Raw genomic sequence first — 23965 nt, 5'->3', positions numbered from 1 at the left:
CACTCGTGCGCCGTTATTAAAAAAGGATGGCTGATCTTAAATCCTATCCCTACGCCAGAATTAACCGGATCAGGTTCAAAGGGTTTGAATGCTTATTCATCTCAGGCGAATACACTATGTAAAGACGCCACCCCTCAGGAGTAGCTGATTTTAACTTTTTGTTATTAACCTAGCAATCAAAAACCAGCATAGCTGTACGAGGTTTTTTGAGTTTCAACGTTTCTTTATAGAATCAGCCCGCGAAGATGTTGAGCCCACACGACGCCAAGCTTCATATTCTTCACCATTACGCCAGGTTACGCCGATGTACTCTTCCCAGTGATCGCCACTGTTACTATTGTTACCATTGCTAATACGGTAACGGTAACGACCACCACCACAACCTCCTGCACCAAAAGCCATTTGGCAAACCTTTAACACAATATATTCTCCGTCATAGCTAAAACCATCTTCAAGATTTTTGCATGTACCCATAAACTGCTTTGGCACAGAAAATATGTTTACTAAAGACTCTTTGCCCGCTACCTGTTTGATTGTAAATACCGAACATCCCTTGGAAAAATACTGTACGTCACCAACTTTGAGCTGTGACATATTCACCCTGGAAACACCACTTGGAATAAAAGTACGCTTTAAATCCTGAGCTATGTCTTTAAGCTGATATAGGAAATATCCTGCAACACATATCAGCAGTAGCAAAGAAAAGAAGATAGCCAATAAGAAGTATTTTATAAATTTAACTTTTTTGCTTGGCATTTACTTACGTGGGACATGAATATGCATAGTTTCTTTAACTTCCTCCATTACCACATAACTGGTGGATTCTTGCACTCCAGGCAAGGTGAGCAAAGTATCACCAAGAAAGTCTCGGTATGCTCTCATATCAGCAACACGGGCTTTTATCAGATAGTCGAAATTACCGGATACCAAATAACATTCTTGCACTTCATCTAGTGCCGCTGCAGCGCGCTTAAACTCGGCAAATATATCTTGCGACGTTCTCGATAGGCGGATTTGCACAAATACCACTAACGCCGCTCTTAGTGCCGCCGGGTCAAGTATAGCAGTGAAGCCCTTGATCACCCCTTGGCGCTCTAATTTCTTAACACGCTCCATGCAAGGAGTAGTGGTTAAACCGACACGGCGAGCTAGTTCCGAATAGGTGATACGCCCCTCCCGTTGTAGTTCGCGTAAGATATTACGGTCAATCTTACTGAGGTTTACACCATCAAGACTCTCATTAGTAGGTATTTTTTCTGTCATTTGTAGTTTTATTAGTTAATTTTTCTGAATAATTACAATATTAGAGAAATAATTCTTTTTGGCAACAATTATAATTTTTGCGTTCGTAAAACATACAATATTGGGAGGCTTAGGCCATGTTAATCGGTGTACCTAAAGAGATTAAAAACCATGAATACCGTGTCGGTTTGACGCCTGCCGGTGTACAAGAACTAACTGAAGCTGGTCATGATGTCATTATTCAGACTATGGCCGGAGACGCCATCGGTTTTATTGACAATGACTACGTTGCAGCAGGAGCAGAAATTGTAGGCAGCGCAGAAGAAGTATTTGAACGCGCTCAGATGATTGTAAAGGTGAAAGAGCCACAGCCAAATGAATGCAAAATGCTACGAGCTGAACAGACGCTTTTCACATACTTACACTTGGCCCCAGACCCAGAACAAGCCAAATTACTACTCGCCTCAGGTGCAACCTGTATCGCTTATGAGACAGTAACTGACGCTAATGGCGGCTTACCACTACTAGCGCCAATGAGTGAAGTAGCCGGACGTATGTCAATACAAGCAGCGGCTCATACGCTAGAAAAAGCCCAAGGTGGCCGCGGTGTGCTGTTAGGTGGTGTGCCAGGTGTTGAGTCCGCTAAAGTTGTTGTTATTGGTGGCGGCGTCGTTGGACTTCACGCAGCCCGAATGGCAATGGGCCTTGGCGCAGATGTCACTATATTAGATCGCTCCTTACCACGCTTAAAGCAAATAGACGAAATGTTCGATGGCCGCATCAAAACACTTTTCTCTAATAAAGCCACTATCGAACAACAAATTAGTGATGCCGACGCAGTTATCGGTGCAGTCTTAATTCCTGGAGCAGCGGCCCCTAAACTTGTTACTCGTGAAATGCTAAAAGGAATGAAAAAAGATACAGTTCTTGTGGATGTGGCAATTGACCAAGGTGGTTGTTTTGAAACAAGCCGCGCAACCACTCACGAAGAACCTACCTACGTCGTAGATGGCATTATTCATTACTGTGTTGCTAATATTCCTGGCGCAGTTGCACGAACCTCAACGTTAGCATTAACAAACGCTACACTTCCTTTTGTCGTAGCGTTAGCTAATAAAGGCAGCAAACAGGCCATGATGGACGACGTGCATCTATGCAATGGTTTGAATGTTTATAAAGGTATTTATACCTGCAAAGCTGTGGCAGACGCTTTAGACAGCGAATATGTCGAGCCGATGACTGCACTTAAAGAAAAGTAAATTATCTTAGGCTCTGCTAGAGCTGAAAGTAAAAAACCACGCTCTAAGAGTGTGGTTTTTTTATCTTCGCCTTATCCTGTCTTTAAAAATTTTCGCTGTATGCTAAGGCGTGTTAATAATGATGCAATCATATATTTAGCTGTAGTATATGCTGCTTAAACCTATTTAAAATCTCCTTCGCTTCTCTGCTTCTTTTAAATGGTACAATCTCGCCACTACTTTCTGTAATATTTCTGTTAGAGAAAGCTTTAGACCTCAATAAATTACCTATTATATTTATTTGTGCTTCTTGCTTTTTATCGCCTCTTGACGCAATAAAAGAGCCTTCAAGACCAAGCTGCTTGGCTTCAGCTAGAGTAATCGGTGGCATATTCTTTGGATTTAACATCCATAATCCAGAGTTTTCTATGCTTGGTGCGGAAGAAAATACAGACTTTTGTCCCAACAATGTATTTTCACTAAAATTTTTAAAATGGGATCGCGCACTTTCCATAAACACATAATCAGTCACCGCAGCTAAGCTTTCCCCGTACTCAGCAAGGATAAGTTGTTGAAATATTGGAAAATCCTTAACAAGAGATTTTTCTTTTTCGCTAAGGTCTTCTTGCAGCTTATTGGACATTATTCCAATATTTCTTTCTAATCTAGGCATTGCTCGTAGAAAAATAAAGCTTTCTGAAGCCTTATCACCCAACGCAGCTTTTATTTTATTTGTTGAGTTTAGCTTGGTTTTAAACGTAACCTGATATTGATCCAAAATTTTCTCTAGTGCCTGCGCTATATTGGCTATATTCTTGTCCTCAGTATTATGGCTTTTGGAAAAAAATTCTCTCAATTTATGGATTTTTCCTCTCTCAGATCTAGATACACTCAACAGACTACTCTCGCCATATATATTTGCACCTGAGGGTATTCGGTATTCTCTTGTCGGAGTTTTATCTAGCAAAGAGTTTTCAGTTTGCAAACCAAAGTCTTTATAGAAGCATGGAGAGAGTGCAAACTTAGTTTTACCTTTAGAGTTTTCTGTCACACATATATCAGAGACTAGAGTCAACAAGCGTAATACATCACTACGCATCCAAGGGCTTACCATTTCATCCACAATATCAATTGCTTTGTTAAATATATCAAAGTGACGATCAGTAATAGCACCATCTTTTCTGAAATCGCTAAATCTCTCTCTCAATATATTCGTAGACAGAATATCGATCTGTTTTTGCCCATTAGATGTTATATTTCCACTTAGTATTTTCCGAGTAGCAAGAGGTACACTATCATTTTCTACCCATAGTTGAACTTTCCCCTTGTATCCACTTACTATATCTCGATTCAATTCTTGTAAGCATTGATGAATTTTTTTAGCATACTCTTTTTGAGAAACTGATGATTCTTTGTCACCTTCCTTTTCACCCATACGTAAAAAAATCATATTCATTGTTTGAATCTGATTCGATTTTTTTTCTCGTATAGGATACAAATACCCAGAACTTCCTTTATGAGTTCTTTGTACTGGGTTGGCAGTATCGTGTTTAACAACGCTAAGGGCTAGAAGAGAATTAGCATTTGGTAGAAGGGAACTACTGCTTCTAGCACAAGTAAAAGCGGGCCTTTCGCCTTTACTATTGATATTAGAGATTAAGTTGGGCTGTAAAAAATTATTACTAACAGTCGTCATTACGCAAACCCTTCGTGAACATTTAGGCCCTAAGCGCTATTTAGTAGGTCATTCATAGAGAGAAAAATAAGCACATATTGTTCTTTCCACTACGATCTAAAATGTGTTCCAGGTTTTTGACTACGCGCAACGTCGGCAAGACCGGCGCTTTCTTTTCCAAGTTTAATCATTGTCTCAGCTTTATTGGGTGGCACTTTCATCATTTTGGAATAAACTTGTGTCGCTAAACTATTTAACGCTTTTTCGGCTGGTTTTATCCCTGCACCTCGAGCATAGCTTTTTGCTAATGCATAAAAAGCGACTATCGTAGTTAAACTACCTATTAATGGCTCGGCATCATCCCAATTGTGTTTTTCAAGATTAAGTCCCATATCGTTAGCGGCCCCTTTGACTTTATCCATAAAAGCTTCATCATAAGTGGCTTTATAAGTCGCTACACCTAAACCTGTTGCTGCGCCAATACCTACTGCAGCTGCCGCTGTATTTATTCCTGCCTGTAGCTTATCGATAAGCTTATGTGCAGCTTCTGACTTCTCTGCTGTTTGTGATGCACTCCATCCATTTTTAGTGGCTGCCTCATTAAGCAGCTTCTTTAAAGCATCAGTCCTACTAGGGTTACTTTCACTGATAATAGGCCCAAGTTCCTTGATATTAATACCTAGTTCTTCTATTTTACCTAACACCTCATCCAAGGTTCTACTCAGTTTCTCTGTTTGCACTTCAAGCCTTTCTAGTTTTGCTGCCTGTGTTTCTAGCTTTTGCAATGCCTTCGTTTCCATTGGACTGGTTTGACGAATGCCTTGGGCCAAGGTATTGCTAATAGGCTTAGTTGTTTGATGCAGTGGCTCATTACCAATAAGTTCTTTTATAGATACAAACTTATTAGGCTGAGATTTACCAACCGTCCCTCTACTTAGCTGCTCGCCCCCTTCCATAAGTTGTTTTATAGATAATAAATTCGACTGCGCTTTGCCAAATGTAGCTGGCTTCGACACTGATTTTGCCGCCGCGTCCGCTATGCTGCTATTAGATTTAATAGCTTGGTTTACTACTCCCTGCAGCAGTTGCTGCGCACCCCGTCTTATAGGAAAAGTCATTGCAACCTCAATCGTTGAATTAATTATTACTAAATGTCGTTTATATAGAACCTGTCAATCATAAGTAGACAGATATCAAAACTTGTTCGTCATTAATTTCGACAATATTGCATATTATCAACCGTTTTGCCCAATCATTGCTTGGCGCACAAATATAAAAACATGAATATTGTCATCCTGTTACTCAGTCAGAAGAAGATTAATAAACTATTTACAACAATTGAACTCAAGATACCTATTAACGCATTTGATAATTTTTCTACTCCTATGCTAGAGGCGGCCTGTTATATTCTTTTACTTCAAAATTGGAAACAATATTTTTCTATGTTGACACTATGGAGTGCCTAACCCTTTAAATAGCCTGTAAGCTTAAAATGCGTTCGAAAATGATTACCTATGATAGGCATGGAGTAATTAGGGAGATCGCTCCGATTTTTGAGCGCATGAATGATACCGGTTTTATTTTTTTTCACCCAATTCTTAAGCTCAGATTGATTTTCATCTGCAACATTTGCCACCACATCATATAATAGCGATTTTGAATTATTATTAGTAAAAAGCGTGGGATCATATTCGCCACTCACTATTTTCAAAGCCATTCTAGTCGCGTCTGGCGTTCCTCTATTTGAAAAAGTCTCCAACATATCTTGTTGGAAACGTCTTTCCAATATTTTTTGAGTTACGACATTGTTATCTTTAGTATTAAATTTAACTAAGTCACGAAACATGTCATTAGGAACCTGACTAGTAAACGGAGTTTCACTTCTAGAGTACTTTTGAGTCCATAAGTTAGCTGCATATTGAACACTTTTTAATACTTTATTTGCCTGCCTATGCTGCTCGGCACCTGAACCAAAATTGGCATAACTTTGGGCCAGCAAGTTAAGTACCTGCTTAAATTCAGCTTTGCTACTACTCTGATCAAGTAAAAATTTAAAGAAAGAAAAGTCAGCTTTTTCAATAAAATTTTTAGGCGAATTTCTAAGAAGCTCCATATTAGTTTGCATAGCAAGTGTAGTAGTAAGCGCAAGGTCTTCCTCGGCCATTAACTTTTTAAATACATTTGTATCTACATTTTCTATAAAAGCTTCAGGCGCTTTTTGTGCAAATGCTATAAAGCCGGGTAGGGTCGTCGCTTTGCGTTCAAGGAAGTGCTTAAGAGTCAAGGCTTCCATATTATTGTGCTCTTCGCTTTTGTTCATCAACTTCAATAATGAAAGAGCACCGGCTTTTTTATCGCCCAATGATTTAAGCGCACGATATACCACGTCCGGTATTTTTTCATCGTCACTGCGAATCTGCTGCTGGACAATCTGCTCCAGTGCCTTTTCTGCTAATACTTTTTCTGAATCAACGCGACTACTATCTTGCTGAATATAGAGCTCAAGACCATTACTGTCCTGTCTAATTAGTTTTCTTAATATATTATCTAAAAGCGTAGTATCCATATCCAACGCACTTGCGTAAGATCCTACAAGTTGCATAAGACTAGTGATATTTTCTATCGGCTGATTCTTTTTTGAAATTGTCGTCAGCACTTTATCTAGAAGGAACATCTGTGCTCTTAAGGCCTCATTGGAGGCGTGTTTGTCGCGCAACCCTAGTTGGGCCAGCAGTGCCGGCGCACTTTCCTGCTGCTGTGTGGATGAGAGCGTATCCCAGACCTTATTCGCCTGCGGCCATTGTTGATCGACGCTAAATACCTGCAACTGCTGTTGACGAAGTTTGCCCAGCATAGACGGGTCTGCCGCTGTCACGGTGTTCTTTATTTGCGTGCCTGTCTTGTTAACGCCGGTCTTGTTAACGCCTCTCTGGGTAACGGAGGGATGGGTAAGCGTATTGATGGCATTGGCCAGGGCTTGGCTGTAGCCAAAACGCACACCCGTATCCATGGTGCTAAGCTCATGATGGCTCAACCATGTATCGCCCTGATGCTCGGCTTCTAGTAACAGGCGAGCAGCCACAAGGGGAGCATTGGCATCATGGCTGTTTTTGGGCTGTGCCATCAGCGCTGATCGATTTTCCCACACAGCTTCGGCTACGGCTTGGGTATTTGCCTGGGCGAATGTGCTCGATGGCTTACTGAGAAGATGTTTGGCAATAAATGCTACATCTTGCGCTGCAATAGCGTCTTGGGTCTGTGCCTTAATGCGGTGTTGCTCGGTGTTCTCCCTTCCTTGAGCTGGCTTGGATAAGCGTTTTCTGAGTAAGCCATAATCACGTTTTGATAAACGTGACATCCTATCTCCAGTGCTATCATTGGAGCCGCTAGATGCAGAGCTTTCTAGGCTCGGCTCATGGCTGTCTAACATCTTGAAAAACGCGTGAAGATCATCGGCGCCCATGCGCCTGCCAGGCACAAGCGCTGGTCGATCCATCATAATCGAGGCCAGCAGTTTAGCGGCACTGGGGGAACGCGTGATATCTGCCAGCAAGCGGCTATCATGGGCCAAATCCTCGCCGATCTGATGGGTGTTCTTATCGCTTAGGCGTCCGTACTCAGCCAACACTCCCGGCCAATGCTTGTGATTGGCCATAAAGCTCATACGCTGGCGACGTAACACATCCTGGCGCGGCACGTCATGGCTGTTATCGATCATGTCCTGCAAATGGCTACTTAAGGTCTTTTCCATTTTCTGTGACAGCTTAGGATAGAGTCCTTCTAATTCTCGGTGACGCCACATCTCATCTAATTGCGCAGGCGGCAACGCAGACAATCCCTGGGTGATCAGCTTCAATGCGCCATTGAGACGACCTTGGCGGCTTTTACCATAAGCACTGAAATCTTGTTCACCTAGCCGGTTCATCCCCTGCGCAAGTAAGGCATGGCTGGCCTGCTTATCTCGGGTAATACTCAATTTCCCTAAGGCCTGGCCCGCACTTTTCCAGTCCTCCTTCGCCACAGCCGCGTCTAATTGGCGCAGGCCAAGCTGCGAGCGGTAGCTGCGAACCAAGCTTGCCACGGCTGAATGGGGCTCGCACTTAAGTTCGGATAACACATGCTCCAACGCCCCATGATCCACGTCTTCGGGTAACTGTCGCGGCAGTCGATGAGCCAATTGTTGTAGGGCCGCATCCTCGGGATGCTTCGCGGCGGCTATTACGATCGGCAACAACGAGGACGGTGCTTTTGGCTCCACGGCATGGGCCAAGGCTTTCCAGTCAGTGGCCGCGATGGCATCTACGGGTTGGCTTAGTAAGCGCGCAAGCGCGCCCTGCTGTTGGGCTTCATCCGCGTCGGCGCCTCCGAGAAAGTGTTGCACTGCATGCAACATAAACAGACTCATATCCTCATCGATTGTGCGCCCTTCGCGCTTATCTTCAGCACTGTAATGACGCAACAAGGGCACCAATTGCAACACCATGATCATGCGTTCGTCGGATGCCACGTCCAGGTGCCCAAGTTCAGGCATCGACTCGGGACTCATCAAGTATGTCGCCATTTTAAAGACATCATCATGAGACAAGTGAGGCTTGTCTAAGCGGCAGAAAAATTCCTGAATCTCGGGAGATAAATCGATCGCCTCCAAAACACTAAGAATCCTTGGGTGATTGTCTTCTTTATCTAGAAAATCCCCGTTATAGACGTTGCCGAGTAGCCGTGCCACATCTCCCTTATCATTAAGGGGCGTTTGATAAATAGAGGTCACGTACGGCAATACTTCTTTATTGAGCCGTGTTCGGATGGTGTCCAGTGCCGTATCTGCCTGGGTTTGTAATGCCGCGACGCTGAGCCCCTGCTGCTCAAGCCCATGGGCTAAATACTTAAAATGACGCTGCACCGCCGGCACTTGGCTATCTTGCATATCGGTGAGAGCTTGCATCCCGCCCACGATAGATTTCACCACATCAAACTTGGTCGGGTTGTTATTGACCAAAAAGCCCGCAACAGGATGGGTGGATTGAATGGCTTTGCCCGCCTTTACATTGCGTTTGTTACGGCGCTGGAGATTATCTTCTTTAAAAAAGTCGACATTAAAATAATCCAGTACTTTTTTCGCTTCTGGGCTGAGGTAGTCCACCTGGCGAATCTTGCCATCGGCAGTATTGAAATGCAGGGAGGTAGAATGGGCAGTGCAATCAAAGGACACTTCTACATTTTGTGGGCGAACAATGGCGATATCGATAGGTTTGCTATGCTCAGAGTCTTGTTGATTGAGGGCGAATTTAAATAAACCTTCACCAAACTTGGTACTGTGGGTACACAAGTCAAAGACCTTGTCATAGCCAATCAGGGTCAAAGGCTCTTTAATCAAGTCATCTGGAGAGATGGACTCCACCAACCACTGGCCGACAAGGGTTTTCAAACGATGAATATTCTCAGGACTATCAAAAGGTACAAAACCTGCCTCGACGAAGCCTTTAAGAATAATCTTCAAGTCCAGATCATTGGCACGCTCATAATCTTTCGTCAGAGCGTAACCACCGGTACCGTGCAGCTCGGCTTGGGCGGCTTTGGGAAAGCCTGCCACCAGTGTCTCAATATTAGGGGCGCGACTATGATCATAGAGCTGACCTAAAAAGAATTGTGCATAAGCCGTCGCCTCCCGAGTCACGCCTCTTTTGGTCAGGGTTTTGTCCCCTGCAATCTGCTGGATGATTTCCTTATGCAAGGGAGTTTCTTTCAATCGTTCGAGCACTTGTTCGTCATCCAGCATCTTTGCCAAATTATGAGCGCCAATAGAAACCCGAAAAGGTAAGTCAGTAAAAACATCTTTTTTAACTTGCTGATCCAGGTGATCAGATAAAGGGGTCTTGGTCGCCGTGGACACCACCTCTAATAATGCTGCCCGCCCTCCGGCGACACGGTCGAGCATGGCACGCCCTTGACTGTGCTGCTCATCGGACAAGCGTGCTTTGGGCAGTGTCAGCTGATGAGGTGATGGCGGCGGCATATCGGCGCTGCGATGCGTTGGAACTGGCGATGATTTTGAGGACGGCTTGGGCGCATGGGGATAAGATGCCACAAGCGACTCTGCCATCGTCTGACTCAATACCGGCCTCATAGAATGACTGCGCCGCAAAGACACCTTCCCCTGCGGCTGCGCGGTCAGATCACCAATATCCACCATCGGCAAAGAATGAAACTTGCCCAGACTCGCTTCGCTTTTCATTTATCCTCTTGAACGAGTTAATACAAATCAAAAATATCGGATTTGAGGTATTAGCCAATACTTTAGTGATAAAAGGGAAAATGGAGTTCGTCATTAAATGAGGCAGGCAATGCAAAGAAAAGTGACATTAGGAGATTTTTAAGACACAAGAGGGTATAGGTTCGATAAATAAGCCAAAGGTTTTAGCTTATTTCAGCCCTAGCTTTTCAAAACCTCTCCATACCAATTCGATGGTATTAGTTACTATCGAATTGATGAGAGATACAAAACTATAAAGATAATATCGAGAGTTTTACTCAAGCAGGATTAAAGCTTTGTCGGCTCATAAGCTCTTTCAATGGATAGCCGGTAAAGACTTTACTTTGCTTCATAATCACGTGAGTACTGATGTTGGAAATCTCAGGACAATCTTGGATAAGAGAATTGGTCAACATCATATAACGTGTCATGTGTGTACACGCAAAACGAATAATGAAATCACAACTACCACTGACGGTATAAGCCTCTAAAGCTTCTGGCAAGCCGGCAACGCGACGTTCTAACATACCAAAAGCGTCAGGCGAGTGGCTACTAAGTGACACTGTCGCAATACATTGCACAGGCGCACACAAACGTTCGATATTTAAGCGCCCTGTAAAGCCCGATACCCATTCATCAGTAATCAAACGTTGTAAACGTTGGTGACACGCACTGGGAGATAGATTCACATGTTCAGCTAATTCTTTATTGGTCATTCGACCTTCAGATTGAAGAGTTTCGAGTATGCGTAAATCTAAACGATCGAGGTTTTTCGAGCTCGTCATTCACTATAGCCTCTTAAAATAGTTAGTGAGGTATTTATAATAATTCTGTATAACTTTTATATACTCTGTATTACGTTTAGCGGGCCAATGCCATCAAAGTTAATTTTAAACAGTTTTTTACAAAGTAGGTACACAAGAAAAATAATTATTATAAATCATACACTTACAAAATAAGAGGCACCACCGGTACAAATCTAATACAGGTGGTGATCCGCCCAAATTTAATTCAGCTCGTCGATTCCAATACGCAAAGCATTAATAAGAGATGAAACTTCAGATGTCGAAAAGTTAAGCGGTGGAGAAATAGCAATAGAGCCAACACTAGGCAGAGGTCTGACGATAACGCCCTCTTGGCGCACGCGCTGCGCCACTTTAAGGGGCCATTTCAAGCTTGGCTCAGGCAATTTGCGAGCAGCTTTATTTTCGACTAATTGAATGCCAGCTAACATGCCTCGACCACGAATTTCACCTACATGAGGATGATTGGCAAAAGCATTACGCAGTTGACTGTGTAGAAAAGCACCTTGGCTTTTTGCATGATCAACAAGTCCTTCTTGCTCAATGATATTAATGTTAGCTAAGCCGACAGCTGCTCCAACAGGGTGCCCACTGTAGGTATAGCCGTGGAAAAATCCACCGAGAGTTTCCGAGCCTCCTTTCAAAACTTCCCAAATTGCATCGGAAATCATCGCAATAGACATTGGGAAATAACCACTAGTGACGCCTTTTGCTGAGCTCAACATGTCCGGCTCCAAATCTAGTAAAGGAGAACCAAACCAGCTACCTAAGCGACCGAATCCGCACACAACTTCATCGGCAACTAAGAGGATATTATTTTCTTTAAGTAGTTTTTTAAGACGAGGATAATAGTCTGCAGGAGGCTCAATAATACCACCAGCAGCCATTATGGGTTCGGCGAAGAAAGCTGCAATAGTATCAGCTCCTTCACGCTCAATTAAAGCTTCGATATTACCAATTAAGCGATTACAGAATTCTTGTTCACTTTCATTCTCACGCGCACGAGTATAATAGTGAGGGCAATCTGTATGAACGATAAAATCTAAAGGAATAGGGTAGTTTTTATGGAAATTACCCAAGCCTGTTAAGCCAGCCGTGCTAATTGAGGTACCATGATATGCTTGTTCACGAGCTATTATTTTAACCTTTTCTGGCTTACCAAGTAAGCTGTGATAATGCCAAGCAATTTTGATAAGAGTATCATTAGCATCACTTCCCGATGAGCCAAAAAACACTTTTCCCATGCCTTTAGGTGCATACTTAAATAACTTTTCAGCAAGTAACACTTGCCAGGGATTAGAGGCATTAGAAAAGGTGTGATAAAAGGCAAGTTGGTCTGCGGCTTCTTTCATAAACTGAGTTAGCTCCATGCGACCATAACCAACATTAACGCACCACAGCCCAGCGATTGCATCTAGTAACTTATTCCCTTCAGCATCCTGAATATAAGACCCCTTACCCGAAGTGATCATTTGAGGTCCATTTTCAACCAACGCACTAATGGAAGAAGCAGGGTGCAAAATCAATTCAGGGTCTCTCTCAATCAAGCTTTTAATTTGAGCTAAATCCATAACTATCCTCTTATTATCATCAAGTGATTTTCATCTGTTATAGCGAGCTGTGGCTCAAGATGAGTAACATGATTATGGAAAAAAGTAAGCAGTTTCATCACTTAAGCTCTTGGGGTATTCGCTGTGTTTCTATTACCCTATTCTAGGCCTGCAAGACAAAATAAAATCTTTTATTTATTAAGATAGTCGAACAAAATGCATTGGTATAAAGATGGCTTCTAATATGAGCGATGCGCTTTTGCATCAAAAAAGTGCCCCGAATAAAATTCTATATTTTCTTATTATTCCATAACATCTTTAGCATAACGCCCGTCAGAATAGAATTACTCAATAACTTTTCAATTTAGCATTGCTATAGATCAAAAGAGCTATTAAATGACGCAATGAAGACAAATTTTATATGCTTAGCAAGCGGTTCATAACAAATCCTATGAGCAATAAGGCCAATAAGACAGTAACGCTAATCATTTAAATAAAAGTTTCAGCTGTAACAATTTGTATCTCTTATACTCTGTTCGAAGGCTAATTAAATACTGATTACACATCCTCAAATATGCTTGAACTTAACGAACAAGAAAAACAGCTTCTCTCCTCCATTGAACCGCGACACTCATCGATGGTTGAGACAACACGACGTCTTGCAGACATTAACTCTGGTAGCTTTAATCCGGCAGGAATAAATGCAGTTAATCAAGAGTTTGTCTCCATATTCTCTCCTTTGAGTGACACCCATAAAACATTAACGCTCGAAACTATTCCTCTTGTTCAAGAAGACGGGCAAGTAAAAAACTTTGAAACAAGCCAGATGCAGCTATTTTCTGCGCGTCCTGAGGCACCCCTGCAAATTCTTTGCACCGGTCATAGTGATACAGTATTTCCCATAGATAGTGAGTTCCAAAAAACTTGGATTGAAGGCAATCATCTAAGAGGCCCAGGTGTCGCTGACATGAAAGGAGGCTTAGTTATTCTTTCTGAAGCACTCAGAGCAATTCACCATTCTCCCTTCAAAGATCAAGTAGGATTTACCGTTGCAATCTCCCCTGACGAAGAAATCGGCTCACCGTCATCTGCTGCAGAATTAACAAAATTAGCGAAGAAAGCGGATTATGGTCTAGTCTACGAGCCGGCATTATCAGATGGCACACTTGCAGGAGCTCGTAAAGGTAGCGGCAATTTCACTGTTGTATGCCATGGCAAAAGTGTTCACGCTGGACGAGACTTTTTCTCTGGCCGCAACGCTCTTACTGCAATTGCTCGACTTGCGATTATGCTGGAAGAGCTAAGCGACGAAGCACAAGGGATTTCAGTTAATATTGGTAAATTCTCCGGTGGCGGCGCGGTTAATGTAGTGCCCGACTTAGGCATATGCCGCTTTAATGTGCGCGTACAAGATCCACAGCAGCAAACATATGTAGAAGAGAAAATTCACGCGTATATAGAACAAGTGGAACAGAAAAGTGGATGTAAATTTAAACTACACGGTAATTTTAATCGCCCACCTAAACCTGTGAATGAAAGACAACAAAGCATGTTCGATCTACTTAAGATGTGTGGCCAACAATTAGATATTGATATTGCCTTTAAAGCGACAGGAGGTTGTTGCGAAGGAAACAATCTTGCAGCAGCAGGGCTAGTTAATATCGACACTTTAGGTGTTCGAGGTGGAGCAATACATAGTGAGGATGAATTTGCCTGCTTAGATAGTTTTGTTGAAAGAGCACAACTTTCTGCCCTACTTATTGCTAAGCTCTGCAGTAAGCAAGCTTAATAAAACCAAAGTTTTACCCCCATTATAATAGCTACATTTGGCAATGTAGCTATTAATAAAAAATTGGAAAGATTTTATGCTGATTATCAGACAAGTTGAAGTAAGTGATCTGGAAGACTTACTTGCCCTAGCCAACAAAGCAGGAAAAGGAATGACATCTCTACCGACATCGGAAGAGGCTCTCAGCAAAAAAATTAATAACTCTAGAGAAAGTTTTTCGTCTACTAAAAGCCATAAGGATGACTTTTTCTTCTTAGCTCTGGAAGATACACAAAAAGGAAAGGTTATTGGTACTGCAAGTGTTCATGCACGAACAGGAAGTCGCCAGGCTTTTTATGCCTACCGTGTTATGCCCGTTACCCATTATTCCCACTCTCTTGAAAAACAAGTACGGGCCGAGCTATTACATCTAACCAATGACTATACCGACCACTCCGAAGTAGGCTCTTTGTTTGTCGATCCGGATTATCGCGGTAACGGTCGCTGGCTAGCGACTTCACGTTACCTTTTAATGGGGCAATTTCCCGAAAGATTTGCTAAGCATGTTATTGCAGAGCTTAGAGGCATTGTCGATGAAGACGGAATCAGCCCGTTTTGGGAATCGATTGGTCGCAACTTCTTCCACATGGAATACGGCGAAGCCGACGCATTATGTGGTACAGGGTCAAATCAGTTTATTACTGAGCTAATGCCAAAGCACCCTATTTATACATGTTTTTTATCGCAAGATGCACAAAGCGCTATAGGTACGCCAAATAAAGACAGTAAAAGAGCAATGGAGTTTTTGCAAGATGAAGGCTATGACTACGAAAATGTCGTTGATATTTTTGATGGTGGGCCAATTATGCGAGCAAAAATTAAAAATATTAAAAGTGTTCGCAGTATAGCCACTCATACAGCGATTACTAATCCCAATGCATCGCTGACAGATGAAACTTTAATAGCTAATACGACATTAAATAATTTTCGAGTTGTTAAGAGCCAATTTACACATGGTGATAGCAATGATGTTATTTTACCCCAAGAAAGTTTTGAGGCGCTTCAAATAAAACCTGGCGATACTATTCGTCTGATTCAAGAGTAAATGAGGTAGTTTTAAATGTACAGTACACTTATCGATAATGAATGGATTGAAGGTGAAGGCTACGAACTAGTGTCCAGCACACCTGACGAAAGCCAGGTATTGTGGCAGAAAACAACCTCTTCAACACAACAAGTAATAAAAGCCGTTGCATCTGCTAAGGCTGCCCAATACAAATGGGCAAATACACCACTGCCAGAGCGTATTAAAATCATAGAAAAATTCGCTGAAATATTAAATGCAGAGAAAAATGAAATAGCACAGGTTATTTCTCAAGAAAATGGCAAGCCTATGTGGGAGGCACTAACAGAGGTGGGTGCAATGGCAAATAAAGTTGCCATTAGTATTAAAGCACAAGATGAGCGAGCGGGTTCTCGAACACATAATAATTTTTCTCTCGCACATCATGCCCATGGTGTGATGGCTGTTTTTGGCCCATTTAATTTTCCAGGCCATTTACCCAACGGGCACATTGTCCCAGCGCTGCTTGCAGGTAACAGTATTGTTTTCAAGCCATCAGAACTTACACCACTCACTGCCGAAGTCACTGTAAAAGCCTGGATCAAGGCAGGCTTGCCTGCTGGTGTTATTAATTTAATTCAAGGCGCCAGAGAAGTGGGAGAGGCTTTAGTTAAAAGTGATATTGATGGTGTATTATTCACAGGCTCATACAATACAGGGAAAATAATTCACCAACAGCTAGCAGGAAAGCCCGAAATTATGTTGGCCTTGGAAATGGGTGGCAACAATGCTTTTATTGCAAGCCAAGTGGAAGATATAGAGCTTGCAGCTAATACACTGTTACACAGCGCATTTTTAAGTGCCGGACAACGTTGTACATGTACTCGTCGGCTTATACTAGTGGAGTCTGAAAACTCCGATGTTCTTATTGAAAAACTTATAGCGGCTTGTAACAGAATTATTATTGGTAACAACAACCAACAAGACCCCTTTATGGGGCCAGTTATTAATCGTTCTGCAGCAGAAAAGCTATTACAGGTACAAGAAGAGTTGTTATCGTCGGGTGCTCAGGCTCTTAAGAAAATGGAAGCCGTTGACGAAACACTTGTGTATTTGTCTCCTGGTATTTTGGACGTTAGTAATGTTGAAAATATTCCAGACGACGAATATTTTGGCCCGCTACTTCAAGTCTATCGTGTAAAAGATATTGACGAAGCGATAAAACTCGCTAATGCAACGCGCTTTGGTTTAGCTGCAGGTATTATCAGCGACAATCCAGCAGAACAAGAAAAATTCAGACAACATATTAAAGCTGGTGTTGTCAGTGTTAATTTACCCACCGCAGGAGCCTCTAGCGAGTTACCTTTTGGTGGTGTCGGTGCAAGTGGCAATCACCGCCCCAGTGCTTATTATGCTGCCGATTACTGCGCTTGGCCCCAAGCCATTAGCCAAGGCGATAGTACTAAAAACCAAGCACAAAATATTGACTTAGAAAATGTAAGAGGGCTGCGATGAAATTTTATGAAGCTAATTTCGATGGATTAATCGGCCCTAATCATAATTATGCAGGACTCGCTGCAGGTAATTTAGCATCGGTTAAGAATGCCAAACATGTCTCCCAGCCTAAACAAGCAGCATTAGAAGGCCTGGAGAAAATGCGAACACTGTTGCGTTTGGGTTATAAGCAAGGTTTTTTGCTACCGCAGCAACGTCCACGTTTAGATATTTTACGTAATCTTGGCTTCTCGGGTAGCGACAGCGAAATAATAAATAAAGTTGCCAAGCAACAGCCAAACTTCTTGCCCTTAATATACTCAGCCTCATCTATGTGGGCAGCAAACGCAGCGACAGTAACACCTTCTCCTGATAGTGAAGATGGCCGCGTACACTTAACTCCGGCAAATTTATTAACCACTAATCATCGCTCAATAGAACACACTGAAACATTTAAGTGCCTAAATACAGTATTTTCCAATAGCGAACACTTTGCTGTTCATGAGGCACTCCACTCCCATACTGAGTTTGCCGATGAGGGTGCCGCTAATCACACGCGTTTATGCTCGTCCTACGACTCTAAAGGCGTTGGTTTATTTGTCTATGGACGCGATGGTCAATCACACACGCAGCGCTTTCCTGCCCGCCAAACATTGCACGCTAGCAAGGCGATAGCGAGACAACATGGTATAGAACAGACGGCAAAATTCTTACTGCAACATCCGGATGTTATCGACGCTGGCGCATTCCACAATGATGTGGTTGCCGTAGGTAACGGCCCTCTGTTATTTTTCCACCAAGAAGCCTTCGATACTAATCAGCAGAGCGAAATTTTTACACAACTAGTAGAACAGCTACCTTTTCAAGCGCTAGAGGTTTCATCTAAGGATGTCAGTATTGAAGATGCGATTAGTAGCTACTTATTTAACAGTCAGCTATTGGCAAGCCCCGATGGCGATATGACAAAAATGTGCCTAATTGCACCGACCGAATGCCGAGATAACGCAGCTGTAAATAATTACTTATCAACCCTGATGGAGGATAAGAGCCAACCTATCCGAGAGGTACATTTCGTCGATGTCAGACAAAGTATGAGTAACGGCGGTGGGCCAGCTTGTTTGCGTTTGCGTGTCGTGTTAAGTGACAAAGAAATTGCAGCAGTTAACCCGACATTTATACTAAACGAAGGGCAAATAAATAAATTACAAACCTGGGTGAAAACTTATTACCGAGATGAAATAGCACCTGCCGACTTAGCAGACCCAAGCTTGATGGATGATTGTTATCGCGCACTTGATGCACTTACCCAGCTATTACAATTAGGTAGCTACTACGACTTTCAGCAAGTATAGTATCGACTACTTATTTCATATTTAAGAAATTATTTATCACCAGTCTATGCAAAAATAATTAATATTTTTGCATAGCGCTTGGCCATGAGATTCTTATTTTTTAATTTCATTAAATAAATATTTTCCATACACTAGTATTACATTTGTCTACTCTTGCTTTAGTTATTAGAAACAGAATACAAACCGCTTTGACAGCTTAATTATTATAGCTATTTATAAATTTTCCTGGACATAAACTTACCCTGCAAGGTAATTTAGACCTAACGTTAATAGTTAAAGGAGTTGTGTGATAATGACGGTTCTGACTGATCTAACTAATAAGCGACTCAAGTTAGTTCTGAATATTTCAGGAAAAATGCAACAATTTATACTTACCTGTCTTTTAATATTATTATCCAATGGGATAATGGCTAAAGATCATCCTTTACTTAAGGCATATCCTGGATCTAAAGAATACACCTCTCGTTTTACCGAATACGAGCCTTTTATCTTCCCTATAGGTGAAATGACAGGATCAGATAAACCCTATACTTTTAAGTCACTTTCTAAAACCGGGGATTTAACCCGCCACACCTATGTACTCAATGACGTCTCAAGTCTCAAAGTTTTTGAAAATTATCAACAAGCTCTAACCAGTGCGGGCTTTTCTTTACTCTACACATGTAAATTATCCGCCTGTGGAGATGATCAGCAAGCGGCCTATTTGGGTGGTTTAATAGCACCTGATAGCTCGGTGTATAACTATTATCACACGCCATACTATCTAGTAGCGGAAAAACAAGCCGCCAATAGTTCTGTTATTGTTACAGCTTTTATTGGTGGCTATGGGCAGGAGCTTAATATTCAGCAAGTAATACTTGAGGAAAAAGCCCTGCAATCAGACTTATTACACGTAAATACGGAGTATCTTAAAGAACTACCTCAGGTGAATAAACGAATCAGTGTTTCTGCAGAAGATCGGAAAATCGATCATCCCTTAATCAGCCGCTATCCAGGCTCTACTGTCAGAATACATAAAAAGACAGACTACGAATCCATTGAGCTACCTGTAAAAATTACCACTAACGCCGCAGGGAATAGCAATATAGAAAAGGCTTCACTAGTTGGCGATATTTATAAACATGACTATGAAATGCAACATGTCTCTACATTAAAAGTTTATCAAAATTATCGTCATGCAATAGAAAAGGCAAATTTCGATATTACATTTGAATGTCAGTTAGATAAGTGTGGTAATAAAGAAGCAATACAAAAACTTGGTGGCAGCCTTGCTATAGAAGGCAGTATTTATAATTCCAGTAATAAACCTTACTTTATATCTGCCAAAAAACCAGCGAAAAAGGGCGATATTTATTTTTCATTATATATCGGTGGCTATGGTAATGAAGTATCAATAAATCAAACTGTGGTAGAACTAGAGGCAAGCGAGGATGACTTAATTGAAGTTGACGCTGACAGTCTAAAACGAGATTTAGAGGTGAAAGGTAAAGCCTTACTCTATGGTATCTACTTCGATACAGATAAAGCTACGATAAAACCAGAATCGAAACCTACACTCGATGCTGTAGCAGAGCTACTTAATAAAGATAAGGCACTTCTATTATATGTTGTGGGTCATACCGACGACACCGGTGCATTGGCACATAATCAGCAGCTATCCTCACGACGGGCACAAGCGGTTGTTACCGCCTTAATATCAGATTATAAAATAAACCAACAGCGCCTAGTTTCAGCGGGTGTAGGGCCTTATGCACCAGAATCTAACAACACATCAAATGCCGGTAAGCGTTTAAATCGTCGAGTAGAATTGGTGAAGAGGTTAAAGTAATTTTCTTAAAGTTTTAAGACCCGTTATTGGTTCAGATACACTTTATTTACTCAGGCGCACTTTAGTTATTCTGGTACATAGCGCGGATAAGTATTTTTACTTTCCCGCGCAAACTCAAGATCTATACCGACAGTGGCAAATGGGTTATTTTCATCTGTTTGCGCCAAGATATTTCCTTCCGGGTCAACAACCCAAGCAAGGCCGCCACAATTAACCTTATCTCCTGGGGGACACCAGAGGTTGGAAGATAGGCAATAAGCTCCAGAACATACCGCCACAGCCTGCCCACCTGCTAGCCATTTATGAACTGAACCATGAGGCGTTGCCCTTGGTACACAAATCATGTCAGCTCGCAATGCACCATAGTGCCTCGACCACTCCATAAACCACATTTCTGTACATATTTGTACGCCAATGCGCATACCTAATGCACGTGCAATATCGAAGATCTTGGGGCCTCGTTGATACCATCTATGTTCCCAATAACCTTCCTCGTTAGGTAGGTAATATTTATCATGGAAAGCAAACGCTTCTTGATCCTCATCCCAAATATATGCCTGATTGCGTCGATTACCATCTTCTTTTGTAACTGGGCGGGTACCGACAACAGCCCTTGCTCCCAGAGCAGATAAATTAGCAATATGTTCATCATGATCCTTAACCGCCTTATTCCATCTTGTCACATCGACGTTATAATCTGCGGCCAACCATGAAGAAAAGCCCATCTCTGGTAACAATAGAAAATCAGAATCTTCACTTTTTATATGCTCAGCAAGATCATCGAGCTGCTTAACTAGAGGATTATCGTTATGGTTACGAGGGTCTATTTGGCAAACAGTAACTTTCATTTGGCTTATGATTTAACCTATTAATTAACTTGTCAGTATTCGATCTATAGAAACACCATCATATACAAAGAGCTAGCTGATGACTGTCATTATTAAAACCGTAGTTAATGTAACCCAAAGTAGGAGCGAATTGCCACATAATCACGATAAATGGTTTCGATTAGGAAGTTATGGATACCATGTTTGCTGGTTTCTGGTGTGAATATGGCCTGAAGTTTTCCCTCAGGATTTAATAGGTACAACATCACACCATGGCTGACACTGTATCCTTTATAGTCGTTTTCGGCTTCTTCTTGTGTGAGAGGTGTAATAAGTGAAGTTATTCCCAAACTTTTTTCAAAGGCGATATGGTTTGTCTCAGCATCCAATCGCCACGTCAATCCTAAAAAATCAGGACTAAAAAACGCAACATATTGTGCGAGACGTTCGACGGTATCTCGCTGAGGATCAATACTATAAAAAAGAATATTAAGATCTTGATATTTACCAAGCTCATGTAGTTTATTTTTCACTTGTGCTAGCTTGTTAAGCGTTGTCGGACAAATATCAGGGCAATCGGTAAAACCATAGGAAACTAGACTCCACTTACCTTTAAGGTTTGCATTTGTAAAATATTCATTATTGTGATTGAGCAAGGTGAAGTCTTCTAGGTCTCTAGCATTAGGAATAATAGTGCCTTGAATCTTAGGTGGTGATTTTGTTGTGAATAGCGTATGAACATTAACGCTTATGAAAGTTAATGAGCATAAAAAAATAACAAGTACAATCAGCTTATGTTTCATTGTTTTACATATTGATGTAGTGGTCGATAAGTAGGGCTGCAAACAAGTAAAACAAGTAATAAATTGAAACAAAGAAAGTCTGAATGGCTGTTTTTTCTTGAGTGAAAAATTTTAACTTTATTGAATAAAAAACAAACCATGCCCCCAAACTTATTGCACAAACAAAATAAAATAAGCCACTCATTTTAATAAAGTAAGGGATTAGGCTTACTACAAATAGTAATAATGTATAGAAAATGACATAGGACTTGGTGAACTCAATTCCATGTGTTACAGGTAACATAGGAACTTTAGCTTTACGATACTCTTCCACCCGGTCAATCGCTAAAGCCCAGAAATGTGCTGGTGTCCAAGTAAAAACAATCATCACTAATACAATGGCTTCGCGATCAATGCTATTAGTGACTGCTGTCCAGCCTAGTAATGGAGGAATTGCACCAGATAAGCCGCCAATAACAATATTCTGCGGTGTAGCATGTTTAAGATACATGGTATAGATAAACGCGTAACCCACTAGACCTGCCAGCGTTAATACTGCCGTTAAAAAATTTATAAATACGATCAACAACAACATGGATGTAGTAGCCATAACTACAGCAAAAAGAATCGCTTTGTAAGGATCTATTTTTCCTTGAGGGATGGGGCGACCTTGGGTTCTTAACATGAGAATGTCAATTTTCTCATCGACAATATGATTGACAACTGCTGCCGCGCAGGCGGCCAAACCAATGCCTAAAGTACCGACTAATAATATATCTATAGATACCCATGAAGGGGACGCCAAATGCATTCCGACAACTGCTGTAATCAAAAGTAACAATACTACTTTTGGTTTACATAGTTCCAAATATTGTTTAATTAAAGCAATATCTATTTTACTGAGCGCAGAGGTAACTACTAAAGGTGACGAGATAGAGGACTCTTTTGGTATTTTGCGCTCGTTCATGTGAATATACTCTTATTATTATATTGAAGTTCTCTTAATTTAATGATTACCCGGACTTGTAAAAACACTGTTGCTTTCAGAAAAGAAATTTAGCCTCGAAAGGTAAGTGTAATCACCTTCAATGGCCATCAAACCTATTAATACTAAAAGCACAACAGGCGGCAGCAATAAAAGATATTTTACCGCTGTACTTTCCCACTGCAAGTGCATAAAAATAGCCATTATCAATCCAGCTTTAATTAACATAAAGATAATAACAAGTGTCCATCTCATATATCCTTGTACCTGAAAGAAATCCACCAAGTAAGAAAAGGTACTCAGTACAAAAAGTAACACCCATATTTTAATATAAATGGCAAATGGATGTTGCTGATCTGATTCATCACTCATAGTGATCTCTCCGCTATACGAAATAGGCTTTTAATAGAACTAATGAACTCTCGTTACCACAGATAAAAGAAAGCAAAAATAAATACCCAAACGAGATCTACGAAATGCCAATACAAACCTGTAATTTCAACAATCGCATAGCCTTTTTTCTCGTAATCGCCTTTGCGTACCTTGTTAGCAACAATAGCTAAGTAAATAACTCCAGCACTCACATGCAGGCCATGAAACCCAGTAATCATAAAAAAGCTGGAGCCGAATTGTGCAGCGCCAAAAGGATTACTCCAGGGCCTAACACCTTCGGAGATCAACTTTGACCACTCAAAAGCCTGCATACCTACAAACATCGCGCCAAATAAGGCAGTAAGCATCATCAGCTGAGCTGCGCGCTTTTTATCACCTCGATAACCAAAGTTTACCGCCATAGCCATGGTGCCACTGCTAGTTATTAATACGAAAGTCATGATAGCAATAAGAATTAATGGCATGTTAACGCCAAAAATATCCAGAGCAAATACCAAGCTAGGGCTGGGCCAGGGATCTACAGCACCTATTCTTACTGTCATATACCCAGTCAAAAATATTGTAAAAATAAAGGTATCACCGAGCAGAAAGATCCACATCATCAATTTGCCCCAGTGCATATCAAATGTCTGCTTATCAGCAGACCAATCTCTCACCACACTTTGCCAACCACTTTGTGATAAGGAATCCTCATTTTTGTTTGTACTTTGCATAA

At 41.5% G+C, this 23965-nt stretch carries 18 protein-coding genes and 1 riboswitch; of the genes, 6 read left to right on the top strand and 12 right to left on the bottom strand.

Annotated features, from left to right (window positions below; genetic code table 11):
* Positions 1-29 precede the first annotated feature (29 nt).
* Positions 30-145: riboswitch (TPP riboswitch) on the bottom strand.
* Positions 146-213: 68 nt separating this feature from the next.
* Both BVC89_RS01345 and BVC89_RS01340 read right to left on the bottom strand, forming a co-directional pair.
* Positions 214-594, bottom strand: a complete 381-nt coding sequence (locus BVC89_RS01345; RefSeq protein ID WP_158657735.1) for a hypothetical protein — start codon at positions 592-594, stop codon at positions 214-216.
* A gap of 162 nt (positions 595-756) precedes the next feature.
* Positions 757-1263, bottom strand: coding sequence for an Lrp/AsnC ligand binding domain-containing protein (locus BVC89_RS01340; RefSeq protein WP_086929506.1), 507 nt, complete (start codon positions 1261-1263; stop codon positions 757-759).
* 116 nt (positions 1264-1379) lie between these two features.
* On the opposite strand from BVC89_RS01340, the gene ald reads away from it, so the two are divergent.
* Positions 1380-2501, top strand: coding sequence for an alanine dehydrogenase (gene ald / locus BVC89_RS01335; RefSeq protein ID WP_086929505.1), 1122 nt, complete (start codon positions 1380-1382; stop codon positions 2499-2501).
* A 127-nt stretch (positions 2502-2628) separates the two neighbouring features.
* Here ald and BVC89_RS01330 read toward each other — a convergent pair whose 3' ends face one another.
* From BVC89_RS01330 to BVC89_RS01305, 5 genes are all read right to left on the bottom strand, one after another.
* Entirely contained in the window at positions 2629-4176 is a 1548-nt protein-coding gene (locus BVC89_RS01330) for a hypothetical protein (protein ID WP_086929504.1), read from the bottom strand.
* A gap of 89 nt (positions 4177-4265) precedes the next feature.
* A complete protein-coding gene (locus tag BVC89_RS01325) occupies positions 4266-5273 on the bottom strand; it encodes a hypothetical protein (RefSeq protein ID WP_086929503.1) in 1008 nt (335 codons plus the stop codon).
* A 344-nt stretch (positions 5274-5617) separates the two neighbouring features.
* Complete coding sequence (locus tag BVC89_RS01315) at positions 5618-10387, bottom strand: hypothetical protein (RefSeq protein WP_086929501.1); 4770 nt, start codon at positions 10385-10387, stop codon at positions 5618-5620.
* Positions 10388-10683: 296 nt separating this feature from the next.
* On the bottom strand, positions 10684-11190 hold the full coding sequence (locus BVC89_RS01310) for an Lrp/AsnC family transcriptional regulator (protein ID WP_086929500.1): 507 nt from the start codon (positions 11188-11190) through the stop codon (positions 10684-10686).
* Positions 11191-11411: 221 nt separating this feature from the next.
* A complete protein-coding gene (locus tag BVC89_RS01305) occupies positions 11412-12779 on the bottom strand; it encodes an aminotransferase family protein (protein WP_086929499.1) in 1368 nt (455 codons plus the stop codon).
* 553 nt (positions 12780-13332) lie between these two features.
* Between BVC89_RS01305 and BVC89_RS01300 the strand changes: the two genes are divergently transcribed.
* The 5 genes from BVC89_RS01300 to BVC89_RS01280 all read left to right on the top strand — a co-directional run bounded on the left by BVC89_RS01300 (position 13333) and on the right by BVC89_RS01280 (position 20263).
* Entirely contained in the window at positions 13333-14547 is a 1215-nt protein-coding gene (locus BVC89_RS01300; RefSeq protein WP_086929498.1) for a hydrolase, read from the top strand.
* Positions 14548-14623: 76 nt separating this feature from the next.
* Complete coding sequence (locus BVC89_RS01295; protein ID WP_086929497.1) at positions 14624-15631, top strand: arginine N-succinyltransferase; 1008 nt, start codon at positions 14624-14626, stop codon at positions 15629-15631.
* 15 nt (positions 15632-15646) lie between these two features.
* Complete coding sequence (astD, locus tag BVC89_RS01290) at positions 15647-17104, top strand: succinylglutamate-semialdehyde dehydrogenase (protein ID WP_086929496.1); 1458 nt, start codon at positions 15647-15649, stop codon at positions 17102-17104.
* Complete coding sequence (gene astB, locus BVC89_RS01285; protein WP_086929495.1) at positions 17101-18435, top strand: N-succinylarginine dihydrolase; 1335 nt, start codon at positions 17101-17103, stop codon at positions 18433-18435. Before astD ends, astB begins: the two co-directional genes overlap by 4 nt.
* A gap of 292 nt (positions 18436-18727) precedes the next feature.
* Positions 18728-20263 (top strand): OmpA family protein, encoded by a 1536-nt coding sequence (locus BVC89_RS01280; RefSeq protein WP_086929494.1) that lies wholly within the window; start codon positions 18728-18730, stop codon positions 20261-20263.
* A gap of 65 nt (positions 20264-20328) precedes the next feature.
* On the opposite strand, the gene BVC89_RS01275 is transcribed toward BVC89_RS01280, so the two are convergent.
* From BVC89_RS01275 to BVC89_RS01255, 5 genes are all read right to left on the bottom strand, one after another.
* Positions 20329-21111: a carbon-nitrogen hydrolase family protein gene (locus BVC89_RS01275; RefSeq protein WP_086929493.1), complete on the bottom strand. Its 783-nt coding sequence runs from the start codon at positions 21109-21111 to the stop codon at positions 20329-20331.
* Positions 21112-21215: 104 nt separating this feature from the next.
* Positions 21216-21893, bottom strand: a complete 678-nt coding sequence (locus tag BVC89_RS01270) for an SCO family protein (RefSeq protein ID WP_086929492.1) — start codon at positions 21891-21893, stop codon at positions 21216-21218.
* A gap of 4 nt (positions 21894-21897) precedes the next feature.
* Positions 21898-22839 (bottom strand): heme o synthase, encoded by a 942-nt coding sequence (cyoE, locus tag BVC89_RS01265; protein WP_086929491.1) that lies wholly within the window; start codon positions 22837-22839, stop codon positions 21898-21900.
* Positions 22840-22878: 39 nt separating this feature from the next.
* Positions 22879-23229: a cytochrome C oxidase subunit IV family protein gene (locus BVC89_RS01260; protein ID WP_086929490.1), complete on the bottom strand. Its 351-nt coding sequence runs from the start codon at positions 23227-23229 to the stop codon at positions 22879-22881.
* A 53-nt stretch (positions 23230-23282) separates the two neighbouring features.
* Positions 23283-23963 (bottom strand): heme-copper oxidase subunit III family protein, encoded by a 681-nt coding sequence (locus tag BVC89_RS01255; RefSeq protein WP_086929489.1) that lies wholly within the window; start codon positions 23961-23963, stop codon positions 23283-23285.
* Between the last annotated feature and the right edge of the window lie 2 nt (positions 23964-23965).

It is taken from the genome of Agarilytica rhodophyticola, assembly GCF_002157225.2.
Taxonomy (GTDB): domain Bacteria; phylum Pseudomonadota; class Gammaproteobacteria; order Pseudomonadales; family Cellvibrionaceae; genus Agarilytica; species Agarilytica rhodophyticola.
This window is presented reverse-complemented; position numbering and strand designations above follow the sequence as displayed.

Bases quoted from the DNA above. Each gene is read 5' to 3' on its own strand.
- BVC89_RS01280 (WP_086929494.1), top strand. From the start codon at position 18,728: ATGACGGTTCTGACTGATCTAACTAATAAGCGACTCAAGTTAGTTCTG.
- cyoE (WP_086929491.1), bottom strand. From the start codon at position 22,839: ATGAACGAGCGCAAAATACCAAAAGAGTCCTCTATCTCGTCACCTTTA.
- BVC89_RS01295 (WP_086929497.1), top strand. From the start codon at position 14,624: ATGCTGATTATCAGACAAGTTGAAGTAAGTGATCTGGAAGACTTACTT.
- BVC89_RS01275 (WP_086929493.1), bottom strand. From the start codon at position 21,111: ATGAAAGTTACTGTTTGCCAAATAGACCCTCGTAACCATAACGATAAT.
- astB (WP_086929495.1), top strand. From the start codon at position 17,101: ATGAAATTTTATGAAGCTAATTTCGATGGATTAATCGGCCCTAATCAT.
- BVC89_RS01345 (WP_158657735.1), bottom strand. From the start codon at position 594: ATGTCACAGCTCAAAGTTGGTGACGTACAGTATTTTTCCAAGGGATGT.
- BVC89_RS01255 (WP_086929489.1), bottom strand. From the start codon at position 23,963: ATGCAAAGTACAAACAAAAATGAGGATTCCTTATCACAAAGTGGTTGG.
- BVC89_RS01270 (WP_086929492.1), bottom strand. From the start codon at position 21,893: ATGAAACATAAGCTGATTGTACTTGTTATTTTTTTATGCTCATTAACT.
- astD (WP_086929496.1), top strand. From the start codon at position 15,647: ATGTACAGTACACTTATCGATAATGAATGGATTGAAGGTGAAGGCTAC.
- BVC89_RS01330 (WP_086929504.1), bottom strand. From the start codon at position 4,176: ATGACGACTGTTAGTAATAATTTTTTACAGCCCAACTTAATCTCTAAT.
- BVC89_RS01340 (WP_086929506.1), bottom strand. From the start codon at position 1,263: ATGACAGAAAAAATACCTACTAATGAGAGTCTTGATGGTGTAAACCTC.
- BVC89_RS01310 (WP_086929500.1), bottom strand. From the start codon at position 11,190: ATGACGAGCTCGAAAAACCTCGATCGTTTAGATTTACGCATACTCGAA.
- BVC89_RS01300 (WP_086929498.1), top strand. From the start codon at position 13,333: ATGCTTGAACTTAACGAACAAGAAAAACAGCTTCTCTCCTCCATTGAA.
- BVC89_RS01325 (WP_086929503.1), bottom strand. From the start codon at position 5,273: ATGACTTTTCCTATAAGACGGGGTGCGCAGCAACTGCTGCAGGGAGTA.
- BVC89_RS01305 (WP_086929499.1), bottom strand. From the start codon at position 12,779: ATGGATTTAGCTCAAATTAAAAGCTTGATTGAGAGAGACCCTGAATTG.
- BVC89_RS01315 (WP_086929501.1), bottom strand. From the start codon at position 10,387: ATGAAAAGCGAAGCGAGTCTGGGCAAGTTTCATTCTTTGCCGATGGTG.
- ald (WP_086929505.1), top strand. From the start codon at position 1,380: ATGTTAATCGGTGTACCTAAAGAGATTAAAAACCATGAATACCGTGTC.
- BVC89_RS01260 (WP_086929490.1), bottom strand. From the start codon at position 23,229: ATGAGTGATGAATCAGATCAGCAACATCCATTTGCCATTTATATTAAA.